The following is a 20,402-nucleotide window of genomic DNA, read 5'->3' on the forward strand; positions in this document are numbered from 1 at the left end:
TTGCCAAATACAATTATAGAAAATGATAAAGAATAAAAAAACATTGGTTCTTGGAGCGACAACTAAACCAGAGCGCTACGCTTTCAAAGCCGTAAATATGTTAGTAGAAAAAGGGCATTCCGTTCTTGCATTAGGCCAAAATGCTGGTGAAGTTGCAGGAGTGAAAATCCAGACTAAAGCCATTCCATTAAAAAATATCGATACTGTTACCTTATATTTAAACCCAACACGTCAACGCGATTATTACAATTATATCGTCGAAGCAAAACCAAAACGTGTTATTTTCAATCCGGGTACTGAAAATCCAGAATTCTATCAATTGTTGAAATTGAATGATATTAAAGTAGAAGTAGCTTGTACATTAGTTTTGTTAGCTACCAATCAATATTAATTTTCAGGAGCTATTCCAGCTATACGCTATATCTTTTCTTGTCCCGTTAAAAAAAAACGGAACAAGAAAAGGATGTCGCTGCTATCTGGGCTAAAAACTAGAATCGCGTTTCAGAAGTGGCATTTTTGCTGATTAATAACAACCCTAGAAAAGTGATTAGCCCGTTTACGATAATCAATTCGTTATCGAAAACATATCCAAAAAATAATGCTTTAGAATTTTCGCTAATAAAGTACGTTACAGCAGGAGACAATAAGCAAATGATAGGTACAAATTTGTCTTTTACCATTTTTGATTTTATAAATAATCCAAAACAATACAATCCCAAAAGCGGTCCATACGTGTAGGAAGCCACTCTGAAAATCATTCCTACTACAGAACTGTCATTAATAGTATTAAAAAATATTATCACCAAAAACATTAGAAACGAGAATGCAATATGTACAAGATGTCTGTTTCTAACTACGTTTGGCTTGTTTATATTTTCGGTTTTATCCATTCCTAAAAAATCCACACAAAACGAAGTTGTTAGAGCAGTTAATGCGGAATCCGTCGTAGCAAATGTGGCTGCGGTTAATCCTAACAAGAAAATAACCGAAGGAATTAATGTCAAATGGTTAAACGCAATTTCGGGAAACAGTAAATCAGTTCTGGGTTTTCCGGTAACTAAATCGGTAGGAACTTCTATTCCGTTTTTAGTAGCATAGATGTAAAGTAAAGCGCCTACACTGAGGAAAAAAATATTGATACATACAAATATTCCGGTGAACGTAAACATGTTCTTTTGTGCTTCGCCAATGTTTTTGCAACTCAGATTTTTCTGCATTAAATCCTGATCCAAACCTACCATGGCAATAGTTACAAAGATTCCTCCCAGAATTTGTTTTACAAAATGAAACTTACTCGATACAAAATCCTCAAAGAAGAATACCTTAGAATAATTGCTGTTTTTTACTGCTTCAAAAGCTTCAAAAACATTTAAGTTTAAACTTCGGCAAATAAAGAAAATCGTTAAAAAGACTGAAGAAACTAAGAAAAAGGTTTGTAAAGTGTCTGTAATAATAATGGTTTTCAATCCGCCTCGATACGTGTAAGCAAATATCAGAGCCAGCGAAATCAGAACCGTAACGGCAAATGGGATTCCATAAAAGTCAAAAACAAAGCGTTGCAAAACAATTACAACAAGATACAACCGGAATGCCGATCCAATGGTTCTGCTAATCAGGAAAATAGTTGCAGCAGTTTTATAAGAATATATTCCTAATCGGTGTTCTATATAACCGTAAATCGAAGTCAAATTCATCCGATAATACAACGGTAGCAATACTTTTGCGATTATGATGAAACCAATCGCATTACCCAGAACAAACTGAAAGTATTTGAATTGCTCCCCATTTGGAGAACCAACTTCTCCCGGAACAGAAATAAAAGTCACACCGGAAAGTGCTGTTCCAATCATTCCAAAAGCGACTAAATACCATTTGGAATTTTTATTGGCTTTGAAAAAAGCATCGTTGCCGCTGTCTTCTCTACTAACAAAATGCGAAATCAAAAAAAGAATTCCGAAGTAGATTATAATTAGCGCTAGAATGGCAAATGGAGTCATATTGTGTAAATATTGTATTTGGCCAAATTACATAAATAATCTTCAAATTTTCAAATTATCTATCCCGAACGATTGGGACAAATTAACTACTTTTGCAGTTATGGAATTTTCTTCGAAATTAATAGAAAAAGCAGTTAACGAAATGTCTCAACTGCCAGGAATTGGCAAACGAACGGCACTGCGATTGGTGTTGCATTTATTGAAGCAGCCTAAAGAGCAAACAGGTTTTTTATCGCAAGCCTTGGTCGCTATGCGGGAAGATATTAAGTATTGTGCAAGTTGTCATAATATTTCGGATAGTATGATGTGCGAAATTTGTGCTAATCAAAGCAGGAATCACCTGATTATTTGCATCGTCGAGGATATTCGTGATGTGATGGCAATTGAAAACACAGGTCAATTTAGAGGGATTTATCATGTTCTTGGAGGTAAAATTTCTCCCATTGATGGTGTTGGTCCCAGTCAATTAAACATAACGACTTTAGTCGAAAAAGTGAAATCAGGAAGTGTAAACGAGATTATTTTTGCTTTAAGCTCCACAATGGAAGGTGATACAACTAATTTTTACATCTACAAACAAATTGCCGATTGTGAAATAATAATATCAACAATCGCTAGAGGAATTTCGGTAGGCGATGAACTGGAATATGCGGATGAAGTTACTTTGGGACGCAGTATTTTACATCGAGTTCCATTCGAAAAATCTTTTAAAAATAATTAATTCATTTTAATGAATCAAGGTGCTTTTTAATATGGTAAATGAAAAGCCTATATTTGTTATTAAAAATATAAAAATGAGTAAGTCCATTTTCTGTTTGTTACTAATTATTAGCGTGTTTTTTTCTTCTTGTATTCCTACGCAAGATTTGGTTTATTTGCAAAAAAAGGATGGAAATGAAGCTCAAAGTACTGTAATTGCCGTAGAGTCAAAACCGTATCGATTGCAAACTAATGATGTTTTGAGTATTACTATTAATGCAAATGATCCAAAATTAGTTTCAATTTTTAGTACTTCAAATCAATCTGAAATAGGAAATAAATCAGAATCCGGTTTATATTTTGATGGTTATACAGTAGACGATCACGGAGCAATACGATTTCCAGTTTTAGGGGAAATAAACGTAATTGGCTATACTCTCGAAGAAGTACGAATCAAAATTGAAAAGCAATTATTATCCGAATATTTTAACGAAGCGGCAAATATATTTGTTATTGTAAAATTAGCTGGGTTTAGATATACAATAAATGGTGAAGTAGGTAGTACAGGTACGAAAACACTTTTTCAACAACATGTAAATGTAATGGAAGCAATTGCAAATGCCGGAGACATTACAATTACAGGTAATAGAAAAGCTGTTACAATTATTCGGCAGTCACCTGTAGGGGTTCAAATGCAGGACATTGATCTTACCGATAGGAATGTGATGAAATCACCCTACTATTATTTGCAACCCAATGATTATATCTATGTAAAACCACTCAAACAAAAATCCTGGGGAACCGGTAAGACAGGAATCGAATCTTTGGGAACAATTATTACGCTATTGTCATTGGCAACAACTACTTTTTTACTTTTAAAAAAATAAAATAGATTTCAAAAAATGTTAGATATAAAAGATTTTTCGGTTTTTGAAAATCAAACCAGTTTCGACTTTAAAGATTTTTTAATTAAAATCGGAAGTTACTGGAGGTGGTTTCTAATTAGTTTATTAATTTCTTTCACTATTGCCTATCAAGTGAATATTCGTAAAGAAAAAATTTACGGAATGGAAACCCTTATTGCCGTGAAAGAAGAAAGTAATCCTCTTTTTACTTCAAACACCAGCTTGGTTTTTAATTGGGGGGGGACTTCTGATCAAGTTCAAACGATTTCAACAACGTTACAATCCAGATCTCATAATGAGCTAGTAGTAGACAAGTTGCAATATTATATTAATTACTTAATTCAGGGGAAATACAATGTTGTAGATGCTTATGGCGCCGTACCCTTTTATGTAAATATTGATAAATCTAAAGGTCAATTGGCAGGAAACCTGATAGGGATTAAGTTTCTAAGCGAAAATGAATATGAAATCAGGGTTCCATTTGAGAATCAAAGTGTTTCATTACTAACGTATTCCAATAATTCTTATAGCAATACAAATGTTGAAACTGGGGATTTTGTAAAAAAATATAAGGTTGGAGAACAAGTGTCTTTACCTTTTTTAAACTGGAAATTACAAATAAAAGATAATCCCGGTTTTTACAAAGGAAATGAATATTTTGTGCAGTTTAATGGTTTTGATGAAACTGTATCCAGCTACAAAGGAATAAGCGTCAGGTCAGATGATAAGGGTGGTTCTATCATTACTCTTGGGATGCAAGGAACCAATAAAGCAAGAATGGTTGAATATTTGAATTCTACGGTTAAAATGCTTATAAAAAGGCAGTTGGATAGTAAGAATCAATTTGCGACCAATACAATTGCATTTATAGATAGTACACTTGTGGCTATGGAATCTCAATTGAAAGAAACTGGGGATGAATTAAAATCATTCAGGAAGGATAAAAACATTTTTGATATAGAAGAAGGGGGGACAAAATTTTCTGACAAAGCTCTCGAGTTTGATGTTAAAAAAGATGAAGTTATTCGTAAAATAACGTATTACAACTCTTTGAAGTCTTATTTGAAAAATAGTGTTGATTATTCTAAGCTTCCCGCTCCAACGGTTGCTGGAATCGAAGATCCTAATATAGTGGTTAATGTTTCAAAATTGATTGCGCTTTCCACACAAAGATCGGAAATGGCTTATGCGGTAAAAAGTGATAAGATATTCAAAGATTTTGACAATCAGATGGAGGCTGTAAAAAAAGTCTTAATAGAAAATATTGCATCGGCTAAAGCTTCTTTACAAGAAGATCTCGCTATGGTGAACAGCAAAATCAATCAGACTGAAAGTGCAATAAAAAAGTTGCCTGAAGATCAGCAAGAGCTTATTAAAATAAAAAGGAAATATGATTTAAGTGATAATATTTATAGCACATTTCTTCAAAAACGTAGCGAAGCCGATATTGTTAAAGCTGCAAATTTATCAGATATTCATTTTATTGACCCTGCTAAGGATGTTGGAGGAGGATTAATTGGGCCTAAAACTTCAGTTAATTATGTGTTGGCTTTATTTTTAGGAATATTGATTCCCTTATTATTTGTTTTTGGAATTTTCTTTATAAATAATTCTATTCAAAATGTAGAGGATATTAGTAGGTTGACTAAAATTCCAATCATTGGAGTGGTGGGTATAAATAGAGAGGAGTCAAGTTTGGCAGTATATGAGAAGCCAAAATCTGCATTATCAGAATCATTTAGGGCGATTCGTTCCTCGTTGCAATTTTTATACAAGAAACAAAACGTGGATGGAGCAAAAACACTAATGATTACATCTTCAGTGAGTGGTGAGGGAAAAACATTTTGTTCTATAAACATTGCGACAGTATTTGCTCTCAGCGAAAAAAAGACGGTCATCATTGGACTTGATTTAAGAAAGCCTAAATTATTTGATGAATTTAATTTACCCAATGAAGTGGGTGTTGTGAATTATCTAATTAAGCAGAAAACGGTGGATGAAATAATAAATCATACTCAAATTCCTTTTTTGGATGTTATCCTTTCTGGACCAATTCCGCCAAATCCATCAGAGATGATTTTGAGTGAAAGTATGGGGGAGTTAATTGCAGAATTAAAGAAAAAATACGATTACATTATTCTGGACACACCTCCTGTTGGTCTAGTATCTGATGCTTTAGAGTTAGCTGAGTTTTGTGATGTAACGTTGTATATTGTAAGGCAAAATTTCACTAAAAAGGATATGATTACATTACTGAACAACAGAGTAAAAAGAGGAGAATTAGATCACACAAGCATTATTTTGAATGGGTTTGCAAATAAAGCTAAGTATGGAACAGGTTATGGATATGGATATGGTTACGGAAATGCGCCCTATTCTGATGGATATCATGAGGAGGAAAAACCAAAAAGCATTTATGAAAGAGTAGCGCATAAATTATTAAAGAAAAAAAACAGATTATAATCTGTTAATCAGCGATAAAAATGAAAGAAAAAACGATTTTGATTACCGGAGGTGCCGGTTTCATAGGGTCTAATCTCTGTGAATATTTTTTAGACAAAAAGTATAAAGTAATTTGCTTGGATAATTTTGCTACGGGACATCGGCATAATCTTAAAGATCTTGTTAATAATGTTAATTTTCAATTAATAGAAGGTGATATCCGAAACTTAGTCGACTGTCAGCGTGCCGTTCAAGGGGTGGATTATGTGTTGCATCAAGCGGCTTTAGGTTCTGTGCCGCGTTCTATAAATGATCCTATAACCACAAATGATGTTAATGTATCCGGATTTTTGAATATGCTAGTAGCCTCTCGCAATGCTAACGTTAAACGATTTGTGTATGCCGCGAGTTCCTCTACGTATGGAAATTCAGAAGCTTTGCCAAAAGTGGAAGATGTGATTGGGAAACCACTTTCTCCGTATGCGATTACGAAATATGTGAATGAATTGTATGCTGAAATTTTCAGCAAGACGTATGGTCTAGAGACGATAGGATTGCGTTATTTCAATGTTTTTGGAAGAAAGCAAGATCCTAATGGCTCTTATGCTGCAGTGATTCCTAAGTTTGTGATGCAGTTCATGCAACATGAAAGTCCAAAAATAAATGGGGATGGAAATTATTCCCGAGATTTCACTTACATTGATAACGTTATTCAAATGAATGAGTTGGCGATGTTGACACAAAATCCAGCTGCTATTAATACCGTTTTTAATACGGCGTATGGCGATAGAAATACGTTGAACAATTTAGTGGATTATTTGAAAGAATTTTTAGCCAAATATGATCCAAAAATAGCTACTGTTGCTGCTGAATATGGTGCGAACAGAGCGGGTGATATTCCGCATTCATTGGCTAGTATTGATAAAGCAAAAACCTTACTTGGATATAATCCTAAATATTCTATGCAAGAAGGATTAAAAGAAGCTGTAGAATGGTATTGGGAGAATTTGCGTGAGAAGTGATAAGTTAAATTAGCGAATAGAAAAAAGTAAAGAATGAAAATTACAAAAATTTGTTGCATCGGGGCAGGATATGTCGGAGGGCCAACTATGGCGGTTATTGCGCAGAAATGTCCCACTTTACAAGTAACAGTTGTTGACATGAATGCAGATCGGATTGCGGCTTGGAACGATACAGATGTTGCGAACATTCCTATTTATGAACCAGGTCTTGATGTAATTATAGCGGAGGCTAGAGGAAGAAATTTATTTTTTTCTACAGAGGTTGAAAAAGCGATTGATGAAGCACAAATTATTTTTATATCAGTGAATACGCCTACCAAAACGTATGGTAAAGGCAAAGGAATGGCCGCTGATTTAAAATATATAGAATTGTGTGCCAGACAAATTGCCAGAGTTGCCAAAGACAATAAAATTGTTGTTGAAAAATCAACTCTACCGGTTCGTACCGCAGAAGCAATTAAAAGTATTTTGGATCATACCGGTAACGGTGTTCAATTTCAAATTCTTTCTAATCCGGAGTTTCTTGCTGAAGGAACTGCTGTTCAAGATTTATTGCATCCCGATCGTATTTTAATTGGAGGAGATTCTTCAGAAGAGGGTCAAAAAGCCATACAAGCTTTAGTTGACGTATATGCAAATTGGGTTCCTGCTAATAAAATTTTAACGACTAATGTTTGGTCTTCTGAATTGTCTAAGCTTACCGCCAATGCGTTTTTGGCACAACGAATCTCTTCCATCAATGCGATGTCGGAACTTTGTGAAAAAACGGGAGCTGATGTCAAGGAAGTGGCAAAAGCCATCGGAATGGACAGTCGGATAGGTGCTAAGTTTCTAAAAGCCTCAGTAGGATTTGGAGGATCTTGTTTTCAAAAAGACATATTGAACTTAGTATATATAGCCAAATCATATGGCCTGAATGAAGTTGCTGATTATTGGGAGCAAGTAATCATCATGAATGATCATCAAAAGAGACGTTTTTCAAATAGTATTGTACAAACGTTATACAATACTGTTGCGGGAAAAAAAATCACATTTTTAGGATGGGCATTCAAAAAAGATACGAATGATACCAGAGAGTCGGCTGCCATTTATGTAGCTGATCATTTACTTAATGAGCAGGCGAAGATCGCAGTCTTTGATCCAAAAGTGAGTGCTAAAAAAGTACTGGCAGATTTGGATTATCTAGAGACAAGAACTTGCGAAGAAAATATAGCAGGAGTAACCTCCTATGACGATCCTTACCTTGCCTGCAGGGATTCACATGCCATTGCAGTACTCACTGAGTGGGATGAGTTTGTTGCATATGACTGGCAAAAAATATATGATTCCATGCAAAAACCTGCTTTTGTTTTTGATGGTAGAAATGTTTTAAACGCCTCTAAAATGAAAACAATTGGCTTTGTTTATCATGCTATAGGATCTTAGCAAGGAAAAAGAAGTGCTCGCGACATTTAGGGTATTGTTACTTTCCTAGTTTAAGTAATTAGGTCGCCCTGATCAAGATAATTTTCAATCTTTTTTTTGCTTATTGATTTGGAGTATGTATTTTAGCTGTTGCCACTCCAGTAGATTATGCTGTTCGTTTCATGCGCTGCAAAGTGGAGAGAGAAATAACACTATTTAAAGTATCTTTGCTTGTCAAATTAAGGGGTGATTTTTGTGATTTTTAAATAATATAGGTACAAGCCAAATAGGTTTTGTAATTTTTAACCAATTCCATTTATAAAGTTGAATACAAATATAAAAATAGCAGTTATAGGGCTGGGTTACGTAGGTCTGCCTTTGGCAAGGCTTTTCGCGACCAAGTATGCTGTAGTAGGATTTGATATTAATCAGTCGAGAATAGCAGCGCTTGCTGCTGGAAATGATACCACACTTGAAATTGATGATGCAACTTTGCAGCGTGTTTTACGCCCTGCACCAAGTAATGAAGTTGGGCTTTATTGCACTGCTACTTTAGCTGATATTGCCGATTGTAATTATTATATCATTACAGTTCCAACTCCGGTAGATAAGAACAATCGTCCTGATTTGACTCCTTTGTTTAAGTCCAGTGAAAGCGTAGCTTCTGTTTTAAAGAAAGGGGATATTGTTATTTATGAATCTACTGTTTATCCAGGTGTTACTGAAGAGGAATGTGTTCCTGTTCTTGAAAAATATTCGGGATTAAAATTCAATGTTGATTTTTATGCCGGCTATTCGCCAGAGCGTATCAATCCGGGAGACAAGGAACATACCGTAGAGAAAATTTTGAAAGTCACTTCTGGATCCACTCCGGAAACAGGGCATAAAGTAGATCAGCTGTATCAATCGGTAATTACAGCCGGGACGTACTTAGCCCCATCGATAAAAGTAGCCGAAGCAGCCAAAGTAATTGAGAATTCACAACGAGACATTAATATTGCTTTTGTGAATGAATTGGCAAAAATATTTAATCTTTTAGAAATTGACACACATGCGGTTTTAGAGGCTGCGGGAACTAAATGGAATTTTTTACCTTTTAAACCGGGTTTAGTTGGTGGACATTGTATCGGTGTTGATCCTTATTATCTGGCTCAAAAAGCCCAAGAAAAAGGATATCATCCTGAAATTATACTTGCAGGACGCCGTTTGAATGATAGTATGGGAGAATATGTAGCGTCTCAAGTAGTGAAATTAATGATAAAAAAAGGCATAATCGTTAATGGTGCCAGTTTGTTGATGCTGGGAATCACTTTTAAAGAAAATTGTCCAGATGTACGCAACACTAAAATAGTTGATGTCATTAAAGCTTTGGCTGATTATGGTATTCAAATTACAATATATGATCCTTGGGCCAATCCAGTTGAGGTACAACGGGAGTACAATTTGACTACCACAACTACGCTTCCTATTGAATCTTTTGATGCGGTTGTTTTAGGGGTGTCTCACACTGTATTTCAAGATTTGGATTTCTCATTATTGCAACATGAAAAGAGTTTGTTGTATGATGTTAAAGGAATTTTAGGAGATCGAGCGGATGGACGTTTGTAGCATCATGCTTGCCGTTCGAATCCATTTTAGTAAGCCTATTCGTTTTGTTGTGGTTAAGAAGTTTTGGTCTTTTATAGTAATAAAAAAAAGTTTGCAAATTATATAAAGCGTAATTATGAAAAAAACAAATGCAGTTACTCACGTAATACTTACGGGAGGAGTTGGAAGCAGGTTATGGCCTTTATCACGCAAAAGCCAACCGAAACAATATTTGGATTTGTTTGACGGCAAATCTTTGTTTGAAATGACTGTTGAAAGAAATCGTAATTTGGTGGATACTGTTATGGTTGTGGGTAATACCGATAATTGCCATTTGAGTAAAAAGGTTTTAGAAAAATCAGCTACAGCTTATGTTGATATTATTGAATCAACTCCAAGAAACACAGCTGCTGCAATCGCTTTTGCCGCATTTGCTTCTGATCCTGATACTGTGTTAATTGTTACCCCTTCTGATCATATTATCGATGAAATGGAGCGCTATGAGCAATCCATTAAAGAGGCGGTTGAAAAAGCCTCCAGAGGTTATATTGTTACTTTTGGTATTATTCCCACTAAACCAGAAACGGGATACGGTTATATTGAGCGTAAAGGAGAGGATGTTCTTTCTTTCAGAGAAAAACCAAATAAAGTATCAGCTAGAGATTTTATAGAAAAAGGTAATTTTTTGTGGAACAGTGGTATGTTTTGTTTTAAAGCAGGTGTCTTTTTGGAAGAATTAAAATTATTTAACCCAGAAGTTTATGAAAAATCGAAAATTGCTTGGGATACTAATATAGATGGAAAATTAGATTTGGACTTATCACTTGCCATTCCTTCTATCAGTGTTGATTATGCTGTGATGGAACGCAGCAGGAAAATAAAAGTAGTCTCCTCTGAATTTACGTGGTCTGATTTAGGGTCTTTTGAATCGGTTTATGATTATTTAGTGTCAAAAGGTCATGACGTAGACGCCCATGGAAATATGGTGATTGGGACCGCTGTTTATACTGCTTTTGTAGGGCTAAAGAATACAATCTTTGTTTCTACCGAGTCAGCTAATTTAATTTTGCAGAAAGAAAGTTCACAGGAAGTCAAGAATGTTTATAACGAATTGGAAAGAAAGAAATCTCATTTGTTAGAGTAAAGCAAATCGTTTATTAGGTTTCTTAATCCTAAATCCGTTGGTTGTTCTTAATGTCTTTTTATACAAGTGTTGTTCCAGTTTTGTAAAAATAGTTGAACTGACGTTACTTTTGGTTTGAGAAGTTCTGATTGCACGATAAAATTTTATAATTTGTACTTAACAAAAAATAAAATGAAGCAGTCCTATGTATACATTATAAAATGCTCAGGTGGTAGTTATTACACAGGTGTTACAAGTAATTTATCTAGTAGATTATACAAACATAATTCTGGATTCTATCCTGATTGCTATACTTTTAATAAAAGACCATTGGAATTAGTTTTCTATTGTGAGTTTACAGATATAAACATAGCTATAGAAAAAGAAAAGCAAATCAAGAAGTGGTCGAAAATTAAGAAAGAAGCTTTAATTAATGGGGAATTTGAGTCATTAATTAACTTAGCTAAAAAGAGATTTCATAAAGGATGAATTCTCAATCGGCGGATATTCGTCACTTCGAGTGTTTTGGCTGGAGGAAGTTGTTTACATAAAATAGTATGTTAGCCAAAATGCATCGAGAAGTTTTGATTACAGATGGTTCTCGATACATTTTTATGAAGCCGCTGTCGCTATTTTATAAAAACACTCGAACTGACGGGTTCTCGATACATTTTTATAAAGCCGCTGTCGCTATTTTATAAAAACACTCGAACTGACGGGTTCTCGATACATTTTTATAAAGCCGCTGTCGCTATTTTATAAAAACACTCGAACTGACGGGTCGTTGGATCTCGAGAAGTTTTGGATGTGCAACTGTTCTCGATACATTTTTATAAAGCCGCTGTCGCTATTTTATAAACACACTCGAACTGACGGGTTCTCGATACGTTTTTATAAAGTCGCTATCGCTATTTTATAAAAACACTCGAACTGACGGGTTCTTGATACATTTTTATAAAGCCGCTGTCGCTATTTTATAAAAACACTCGAACTGACGGGTTCTTGATACATTTTTATAAAGCCGCTGTCGCTATTTTATAAACACACTCGAACTGACGGGTTCTCGATACATTTTTATAAAGTCGCTATCGCTATTTTATAAAAACACTCGAACTGACGGGTTCTTGATACATTTTTATAAAGCCGCTGTCGCTATTTTATAAAAACACTCGAAATGACGGGTCGTTGGATCTCGAGCAGTTTTGGATGTGCAACTGTTCTCGATACATTTTTATAAAGCCGCTGTCGCTATTTTATAAAAGCACTCGAACTGACGGGTCGTTGGATCTCGAGCAGTTTTGGATGCACAACTGTTCTCGATACATTTTTATAAAGCCGCTGTCGCTATTTTATAAAAACACTCGAACTGACGGGTCGTTGGATCTCGAGAAGTTTTGGATGTACAACTGTTCTCGATACATTTTATAAAGCCGCTGTCGCTATTTTATAAAAACACTCGAACTGACGGGTTCTCGATACATTTTTATAAAGCCGCTGTCGCTATTTTATAAAAATACTCGAACTGACGGTTCGTTGGATATCGAGAAGTTTTGGATGTACAACTGTTCTCGATACGTTTTTATAAAGCCGCTGTCGCTATTTTATAAAAACACTCGAACTGACGGGTTCTCGATACATTTTTATAAAGCCGCTGTCGCTATTTTATAAAAATACTCGAACTGACGGTTCGTTGGATATCGAGAAGTTTTGGATGTACAACTGTTCTCGATACGTTTTTATAAAGCCGCTGTCGCTATTTTATAAAAACACTCGAACTGACGGGTTCTCGATACGTTTTTATAAAGCCGCTGTCGCTATTTTATAAAAACACTCGAACTGACGGGTTCTCGATACATTTTATAAAGCACTGACGCTATTTTATAAAATTGCTTACTGTGGTTTTTTGTGGTTTTTGATTCTGTTGAGGAGTTAAAAAAATTGTACTGAGGCATTGGAATATAGTTCCTTTGAAAAAATAAAAAATTAATCAATACTGGAAAATATGAGTTGGTACGTTGTATACACTAAACCCAAATGGGAGAAAAAAGTGGCGGAGCGATTGACTGAAATGGGAGTCGTTGCCTATTGTCCTTTGATTGCAAAAATTAGTCAATGGTCCGACCGTAAAAAAAAGGTCATGGTGCCTTTGTTTAATTCTTATATTTTTGTTCAGATAGCGGATAAAGATCGGAGTCAGGTTTTTGAAATACCTGGGGCTATTCGCTATTTGTTTTGGTTAGGAAAACCAGCAGTAGTTAAAGATATTGAAATTGAAGCCATTCAGAATTGGCTTTCGGCACCGGAAACATTTGAAATTGCTATAGAAACTTGGCGTAAAGGGGATAAAATTGTTTTGGAGTCGGGGCCATTTATAGATCAAGAGGCTGTTGTGCAAGAGGTCAAGCAGAGCCATTACCTACTGGTGTTGGAATCTTTGGGCTGCGTGCTTAAAGTAGAAAAAAAACAATTGTAAAAGCTTCTTGCTGTGTTTTGCGTTTGTATATAGGAGTCACAAGTGCTTTGGATTCATAAGATTTTATAGCTTGACCACTTCGATTTCGCACTGTTTAGAAGGCTATAATATTAGATATACTAATATAGGGAAGTTTTCCCTTTTTTTTTAAATGGCTGTTTCAGTCCAAAAACAGGTCTCTTCAGTTCTTTTTTTTAGTATCTCTAATGTGTTTCGTTTTTTTAATTTATTGCTATTTTACAATTTTTATTAATTGTATCCAACAGCTTATTCAATAGAAATACTGTCAATGTATCCAGAAGTACTATTTTGTTAGCTCTATAAGTGAATTCGTATCAATTGGATATTTTAGTATATCTTTTATTTTGTAATATGCAAGAAAAATCACTTTAAAACGAAGGACTTTTTTTATATAAAACTGTGAATTTTGTAAACAAAATTTATAATAGTCTAATTATTTACTATAAATTTGCCGTTTTATATCTAGCGCAAATTCCTAATTGGGACTTGCAACGGCGAAGCCATATCACGTGGTGATTTTTGAAAACAATATAAAGATAAAAAATGCGTACTAGTACTTGTTAGCAATGATTATTTCGCTTTGAGTGTTTTAAAAGAAATTAAAATCAGAAATGTAATTGTATCGTTACAGTACATTTTTACTCTCTTTTTTATTCCAGACTTCACATTGCTTTCCTACTATTAATTGCCAATAATTGCGCAGCATAAATTTACACACCCATTTTATGAAAAAAATAATTACTGTTCTTGTCCTTTTTATCGCTTTTTTCTATTCGACTACTTCGGTAGGTCAAGATTTATTAAAGAGTACCGATTTAAGTACGCTTAAAGCGGATAATTTATCCGATGGTGATATTTCAAAAATAAAAACGCAGTTGCAGTCGAATAATTTGACTATTGAACAAGCTGAGCCTATGGCTTTGGCAAAAGGAATGCCCGCAGCTGAATTTGCTAAATTGAAAATTCGTTTGCAGCAAACCAATGGAGCAGCTTCTGGAGTAAGTGGTGATTCAGAGAATGAAGCAGCTACAAAAGAGCTTAGCAGAAAACAAGAAAAAATTGTCAATACGAAGGTAAAAGATACTGTTAATGCGTTAATCTTTGGTTCAGAGCTTTTTGACAATCCTACCTTAAATTTTGAACCTAATTTGAAATTAGCGACCCCAATGAACTATGTATTAGGGCCTGGTGATGAATTGCAAATCAGCGTTTATGGTGTTCAGGAATTTAATGCATCGGTGCCGGTTACGACAGAAGGTAAAGTTGTTATTCAATATGTAGGTCAGATTTCTGTTTCGGGGATGACTATTGAAGCGGCTACTCAAAAGATTAAAGGTGCCATTGCGCGGGTGTATAGTACAGTTGCATCCGGTCAGTCACAGGTGGGTGTGAGTCTTAGCAGAATTAGAACAATCCGAGTAACGATAATAGGGAGTAAGCAGCCGGGAAATTATTCTATTTCCTCTTTAGCAACCGTTTACAATGCCTTGTTTTTAGGTGGAGGTCCGGGAAAGAATGGCAGTTACAGAAATATTGAATTGTTGCGAGACAATAAGGTATATAAAAATATAGATATTTATCGTTTTTTGGTTAATGGAGACCAGTCTGACAATGTAGGGCTAAAGGATAATGATGTCATTCGGATTCCGGCGTACAGTCAAAGGGTAACGGTAGAGGGTCAGGTCAAGCGTCCTGGAATTTTTGAAATGAAGAAAGGCGAGACTTTTAGTACTTTAGTGTCTTTCGCTTCCGGGTTTAATGAATTTGCTTACACGGCCTCTGTAAATGTGTTACAAAAAACGAATAAGGAATTCAAAGTAACAGATGTCAAGGAGTCTGAATTTAATACCTATAAACCGCTGTCAGGCGATGTGTTTCGCATTTCTAAAATTTTAAGTCGTTTTGAAAACCGAATTACAATCGAGGGTGCCGTTTTTAGACCGGATACATATTCCTTTTATGAGGGCATGCGCATTTCTGACCTAATCAGCAAAGCAGATGGTTTAAAGGAAGATGCTTACAACAATAGAGCGCGAATTATCAGGTTGCGATCCGATTTGACTACAGAAATTGTAAATGTAAATTTGGCTCAAGCCTTGTCGGGTGATTTGGATGCTGATGTTCCCTTAAAAAGAGAAGATGTTATTACGGTTTATTCTATTTTAGATTTCGAAGAAGAATTTACCATTACCATTAATGGAGAAATAAAAAAACCAGGAGTGTATCAATATTACGATAACTTAACCCTTAATGATGTATTGGTTCAGGCAGGCGGTTTAAGTGGTTCGGCTTCTAAAAAGGTTGAAATAGCACGAATGATACAATCAGAGGAGATCGATGATTCGAATCCTAATAAAGTAGAATTGTTTAATATCGAGATTTCAGCCACCAATAATGAGCAGGCTAAAAATTTTGCGCTGCTTCCTTTTGATGTGGTGAATATTCGAAAGATGGCGGTATACGAAAAACCTGAGATGGTTTTGGTTAGTGGAGCAGTACATTATGCCGGCAAATATGTATTGGCCGGTAAAAAAGACCGTGTGTATGATGTGATTCAAAGAGCCGGTGGATTGACTTCGGTAGCCAATGTAGAGGGGGTACGTATCAAAAGACCCATTCAAGCCAAACAAATTGAAGATTTGGAAAATGTGAATTTGAACTTAGGTAAAAAAGACAGTATTCAAAATAAACTGGAGAAAAAATTAAAAGAAGATTTGAAATATGCCACTATTCCTGTGGATTGGAATGCGATTGTCAAGGATCCTAAAAGTAATACTAATGTCACTTTGTTTCCGGGAGATGAAATAGAAGTGGTTGCCTTCAATGAAGGGGTTAAAGTGGCTGGAAATGTGCTGTTGACTTCGGAGATTCCGTATGACCGCAGCAAAGGATTTCGTTATTATATTAATGCTGCCGGTGGGATTGATGCTAAAGGGTGGAAGAAAAAAGCGTATATTATTTATCCAAATGGAAAAGCGGATGTAGCGAGTTCTTTCTTGTTTTTCAAAAATTACCCAAAGGTAACTCCGGGGTCGCAAATTATTGTTCCAGAAAAGCCAGAGACCAAAAAGATGAGTACGGGAGAATTTGTAAGTATAGCGGGAGTTTTGGCCAGTTTGGCTGGAGTTATTATTGCGATATTGAGGTAAGGTTTAAGGTTTTTCGTTGTCTGTAAAAGGAAGAATTCCTTACAATAAGAATAATGAAAATTTTTAAAGATTTAGATATTTACAATTTGAGTTTGTTGTTATAAATTTGAGTGGTGTGAAGAGTGATTAAGGAATATTATTACTATTGCTCAAGAACAATTTTTTCTTTTTTAGCTCATTTGACTTTTATTTTATTTGGTATTCGCTGAATCTTCGATTTGGCTTGATCAAAAAAGAAATAAAAAATTATTCATAGGTTAACTGTATAGTTATTGAGGCTATATAGTATTATTAAAGAACAATTTTTTCTTATTTGCTTGATCAAAAAAGGAACAAAAAAATATTCATGCATTAACTTTATAGTTATTGAGGCGATATAAAATTATTAAAGAACAATCTATTCTTTTTTGCTTGATCAAAAAAGAAACAAAAAAATATTCACGGGTTGTTATTGTTTTTTTTGTATTCATGAATCTTCTATTTCAAGCCTGAAAATTAAAAGCTTAAAAACTACCTCAAAGTTACGTTCCGCAGCCCGAGCCGTTCGTCCTTCGTCCTCAACTCGCGGACTGCTGCCACTATACTTTTTCGTTGTTTTTCTATACTTTTTATTTAAGGGCGACGTAGGAGTGGTGTGAAGAGGGTTTAAGGAATTAATATTATTTATTATTATTATTTCTGAAGAGCAATCTTTACTTTTTTCTTTGATGCAAAAAACGAAAAATAATTAGCTGTTAGTTATTAAATATAAGTATTGATGGAAGTACAAAATGACGAAATATCGTTAAAGGAATTAATAGAAAAAGGAAGGGAATGGTTTTCTTATTTGCTTTCGCAATGGAAGGTTATTGTTTTGGCTGGTATTGTAGGCGCTGGATTGGGTCTTGCTTATTCTTTTAGTAAAAAACCAGTGTACACGGCCAGTTTGTCTTTTGCTTTGGAAGATGAAAAAGGCGGCGGTGGTTTAGGGAGTGCCCTTGGATTGGCGAGTTCGCTTGGCTTAGATCTAGGTGGCGGTGGCGGGAGTATTTTTACCGGCTCTAATCTAACGGAGTTGTTCAAGTCCCGTGCGATGGTAGAACAAACGTTGTTGAGTCCCGTTGTTGTTGACGGAAAAACTATTTCCTTGGCGGAGATGTATATTCAAAATCAAGAATGGAGAGACAAATGGAACGATAAGCCGAAATTTAAGGCTATCCAGTTTTTACCCGATACCAAGAGAAAGTACTTTACCCGAGTGCATGATAGTATTCTAGGCGTGATGTATCAAAATTTGTCTAAAAACGGTTTGGTTATAGGTCAAAAAGATAAGAAAATATCGATTATTACTATTGAAGTCTCTTCTAGTAATGAATTATTTTCCAAGTATTTTACCGAAGCCTTGGTGAAAGAGGTGTCTGACTTTTATGTGACTACCAAAAGCAAAAAGGCTCACATTAATATGGACATTCTGGAAAGACAAACTGACAGTATACGTCGAGAATTGAATGGTGCCATTACCGGGGTCGCCGTTGCTAATGACAATACGTTTGGATTGAATCCTGCCATGAATGTACGTCGGGCACCATCAGCGAGAAGACAAGTTGATGTGCAGGCGAATACCGCAATATTAACCGAATTAATAAAACAAACGGAATTAGCTAAAGTTACGGTACGTAAAGAAACCCCATTGATTCAGGTGATAGACCAACCTATTTTGCCTTTGAAAAAAGAGAAGTTTGGGAAGGCAAAGGGAATTGTCATTGGAGGAGTTTTAGCAGTTTTTTTTATTATTATAGTTCTATTAGTTAGACGTATTTTAAAACAATTGGTATAAATATGGAAAGCAATACGAAACGAGTTGGAATAACTTTTAGTGCTTTTGATTTATTTCATGCCGGTCATGTAAAAATGCTGGAAGAAGCTAGACGATACTGTGATTATTTAATTGTAGGGTTGCAAACTGATCCTACTTTAGATCGTCCTGATAAAAACCAACCCGCGCAAACGGTGGTGGAACGTTACATCCAATTGAAGGGTTGTAAGTTTGTAGATGAGGTAGTTCCCTATGCAACGGAGCAAGATTTAGAAGATATTTTACGAGCTTTCAAAATTGATGTGCGTATTGTAGGCGACGAATATAGAGAACAAGATTTTACGGGGCGACTATATTGTGAAGCAAAAGGGATTGAACTGTATTTTAATACTAGAGACCATCGGTTTTCAAGTAGTGGTTTGAGAAGAGAAGTAGCTAATAAAGAGTTAATAAAAAAGATATGAAAATAGTTGTAGGTGGGACAGGTTATGTTGGATTAGTGACAGGTACTTGTTTTGCAGAAGTGGGTATTGATGTTATTTGTGTTGATATTGATGAGAAGAAAATAGACAATTTAAATAAAGGAATACTTCCAATTTTTGAGCCAGGACTTGAAGCTTTGGTGATTAAAAATGTGTCAAAAGGTCGATTGCAATTTTCAACTTCATTAGAATCGAGTATTCCGGGTGCTGATGTAGTTTTTATTGCTGTAGGGACTCCTCCAGGAGAAAACGGAAGTGCGGATTTGCAATATGTCATAGATGTGGCCAAGCAAATAGGAAAATACATGACTAGTTACGGAGTAGTAGTTACAAAAAGCACAGTACCGGTTGGAACAGCTTTACAAGTGCAAGAAGCTATTCATGAAGAATTAAAGACAAGAAATATTTCAATTCCATTTGATGTGGCGTCCAATCCTGAATTCTTAAAGGAAGGTGCAGCAATAGATGATTTTTTAAAACCGGATAGAATAGTAGTTGGCGTCTCCAGTAAAGAGGCTGAAGAGGTGATGCGTAAATTATACAAACCATTTTTACTGAATGGCCATCCTATAATTTTTATGGATGTGCCTAGCGCAGAGATGACTAAATATGCTGCTAACAGTATGTTGGCTACAAAAATCAGCTTCATGAATGACATTGCTAATCTTTGTGAAATTATGGGAGCAGACGTGAACATGGTGCGAAAAGGAATTGGAAGTGATGGACGGATTGGCAATAAATTTATTTATCCAGGAATTGGTTACGGTGGTTCTTGTTTTCCAAAAGATGTTAAAGCATTAATAAAAACAGCCGCTGATAATGGGTATTCTATGCAAATTTTGCAAGCTGTTGAAGCGGTTAATGAATACCAGAAAACAGTATTGTTTAGTAAACTGAACAATCGTTTTCAAGGAAGTCTTAAAGGGAAAACCATAGCGATGTGGGGGCTTTCTTTTAAACCCAACACTGACGATATGCGCGAAGCTCCTTCATTAGTATTAATTGACAGTATTCTGGCAGCTGGAGGAAAAGTACGAGCATACGATCCGGTTGCAATGAATGAAGCGAAACATATAATTGGAGATCAAATTGTTTATTGCGACAATGAATACGATGTTCTATTAAAAGCGGATGCTTTATTGATTGTGACAGAATGGGCTGATTTTCGATCTCCTAATTTTGAAAGAATTAAAGAACTCCTTAGTTACCCAATTATCTTTGATGGAAGAAATATCTTTGACGGAAAAGAAATGAATGAACTGGGTTTTGAATACTACGGTATAGGAACAAATAATAATTAAGG

General features: G+C 35.3%; 15 protein-coding genes. 14 read left to right on the forward strand and 1 reads right to left on the reverse strand.

Annotated elements, in window-relative coordinates:
* Nucleotides 1-25 precede the first annotated feature (25 nt).
* Nucleotides 26-391, forward strand: a complete 366-nt coding sequence (locus DR871_RS15195) for a CoA-binding protein (protein WP_091173917.1) — start codon at nt 26-28, stop codon at nt 389-391.
* A 97-nt stretch (nt 392-488) separates the two neighbouring features.
* On the opposite strand, the gene DR871_RS15200 is transcribed toward DR871_RS15195, so the two are convergent.
* The gene (locus DR871_RS15200; RefSeq protein WP_113666982.1) at nt 489-1,997 is read right to left on the reverse strand and encodes a sodium:solute symporter; all 1,509 of its coding nucleotides are present in this window, start codon (nt 1,995-1,997) and stop codon (nt 489-491) included.
* A 100-nt stretch (nt 1,998-2,097) separates the two neighbouring features.
* Between DR871_RS15200 and recR the strand changes: the two genes are divergently transcribed.
* The 13 genes from recR to DR871_RS15265 all read left to right on the forward strand — a co-directional run bounded on the left by recR (nt 2,098) and on the right by DR871_RS15265 (nt 20,400).
* Nucleotides 2,098-2,718, forward strand: a complete 621-nt coding sequence (gene recR / locus DR871_RS15205) for a recombination mediator RecR (RefSeq protein ID WP_113667044.1) — start codon at nt 2,098-2,100, stop codon at nt 2,716-2,718.
* 73 nt (nt 2,719-2,791) lie between these two features.
* Nucleotides 2,792-3,583: a polysaccharide biosynthesis/export family protein gene (locus DR871_RS15210; protein WP_113667045.1), complete on the forward strand. Its 792-nt coding sequence runs from the start codon at nt 2,792-2,794 to the stop codon at nt 3,581-3,583.
* A 15-nt stretch (nt 3,584-3,598) separates the two neighbouring features.
* On the forward strand, nt 3,599-6,064 hold the full coding sequence (locus DR871_RS15215; protein WP_113666983.1) for a polysaccharide biosynthesis tyrosine autokinase: 2,466 nt from the start codon (nt 3,599-3,601) through the stop codon (nt 6,062-6,064).
* Nucleotides 6,065-6,084: 20 nt separating this feature from the next.
* Nucleotides 6,085-7,065 carry an SDR family oxidoreductase gene (locus DR871_RS15220; protein ID WP_113666984.1) on the forward strand — a complete coding sequence of 327 codons (981 nt, stop codon included), beginning with the start codon at nt 6,085-6,087 and terminating at the stop codon, nt 7,063-7,065.
* A gap of 33 nt (nt 7,066-7,098) precedes the next feature.
* On the forward strand, nt 7,099-8,490 hold the full coding sequence (locus DR871_RS15225) for a UDP-glucose 6-dehydrogenase (RefSeq protein ID WP_113666985.1): 1,392 nt from the start codon (nt 7,099-7,101) through the stop codon (nt 8,488-8,490).
* 303 nt (nt 8,491-8,793) lie between these two features.
* The gene (locus DR871_RS15230) at nt 8,794-10,077 is read left to right on the forward strand and encodes a nucleotide sugar dehydrogenase (RefSeq protein ID WP_165355349.1); all 1,284 of its coding nucleotides are present in this window, start codon (nt 8,794-8,796) and stop codon (nt 10,075-10,077) included.
* A 115-nt stretch (nt 10,078-10,192) separates the two neighbouring features.
* Complete coding sequence (locus tag DR871_RS15235) at nt 10,193-11,200, forward strand: mannose-1-phosphate guanylyltransferase (protein ID WP_113666986.1); 1,008 nt, start codon at nt 10,193-10,195, stop codon at nt 11,198-11,200.
* 171 nt (nt 11,201-11,371) lie between these two features.
* A complete protein-coding gene (locus DR871_RS15240) occupies nt 11,372-11,668 on the forward strand; it encodes a GIY-YIG nuclease family protein (RefSeq protein ID WP_113666987.1) in 297 nt (98 codons plus the stop codon).
* Nucleotides 11,669-13,181: 1,513 nt separating this feature from the next.
* Nucleotides 13,182-13,652, forward strand: a complete 471-nt coding sequence (locus tag DR871_RS15245; RefSeq protein WP_113666988.1) for a UpxY family transcription antiterminator — start codon at nt 13,182-13,184, stop codon at nt 13,650-13,652.
* A gap of 746 nt (nt 13,653-14,398) precedes the next feature.
* Complete coding sequence (locus DR871_RS15250; protein WP_113666989.1) at nt 14,399-16,822, forward strand: SLBB domain-containing protein; 2,424 nt, start codon at nt 14,399-14,401, stop codon at nt 16,820-16,822.
* Nucleotides 16,823-17,579: 757 nt separating this feature from the next.
* Nucleotides 17,580-18,638 carry a Wzz/FepE/Etk N-terminal domain-containing protein gene (locus DR871_RS15255; protein WP_113666990.1) on the forward strand — a complete coding sequence of 353 codons (1,059 nt, stop codon included), beginning with the start codon at nt 17,580-17,582 and terminating at the stop codon, nt 18,636-18,638.
* Nucleotides 18,639-18,640: 2 nt separating this feature from the next.
* Nucleotides 18,641-19,081, forward strand: coding sequence for an adenylyltransferase/cytidyltransferase family protein (locus DR871_RS15260; RefSeq protein ID WP_113666991.1), 441 nt, complete (start codon nt 18,641-18,643; stop codon nt 19,079-19,081).
* Nucleotides 19,078-20,400, forward strand: coding sequence for a UDP-glucose dehydrogenase family protein (locus DR871_RS15265; RefSeq protein ID WP_113666992.1), 1,323 nt, complete (start codon nt 19,078-19,080; stop codon nt 20,398-20,400). Before DR871_RS15260 ends, DR871_RS15265 begins: the two co-directional genes overlap by 4 nt.
* The last annotated feature ends 2 nt before the right edge of the window (nt 20,401-20,402 follow it).

Origin of the sequence: Flavobacterium petrolei (genome assembly GCF_003314435.2) — a bacterium.
GTDB classification, from domain to species: domain Bacteria; phylum Bacteroidota; class Bacteroidia; order Flavobacteriales; family Flavobacteriaceae; genus Flavobacterium; species Flavobacterium petrolei.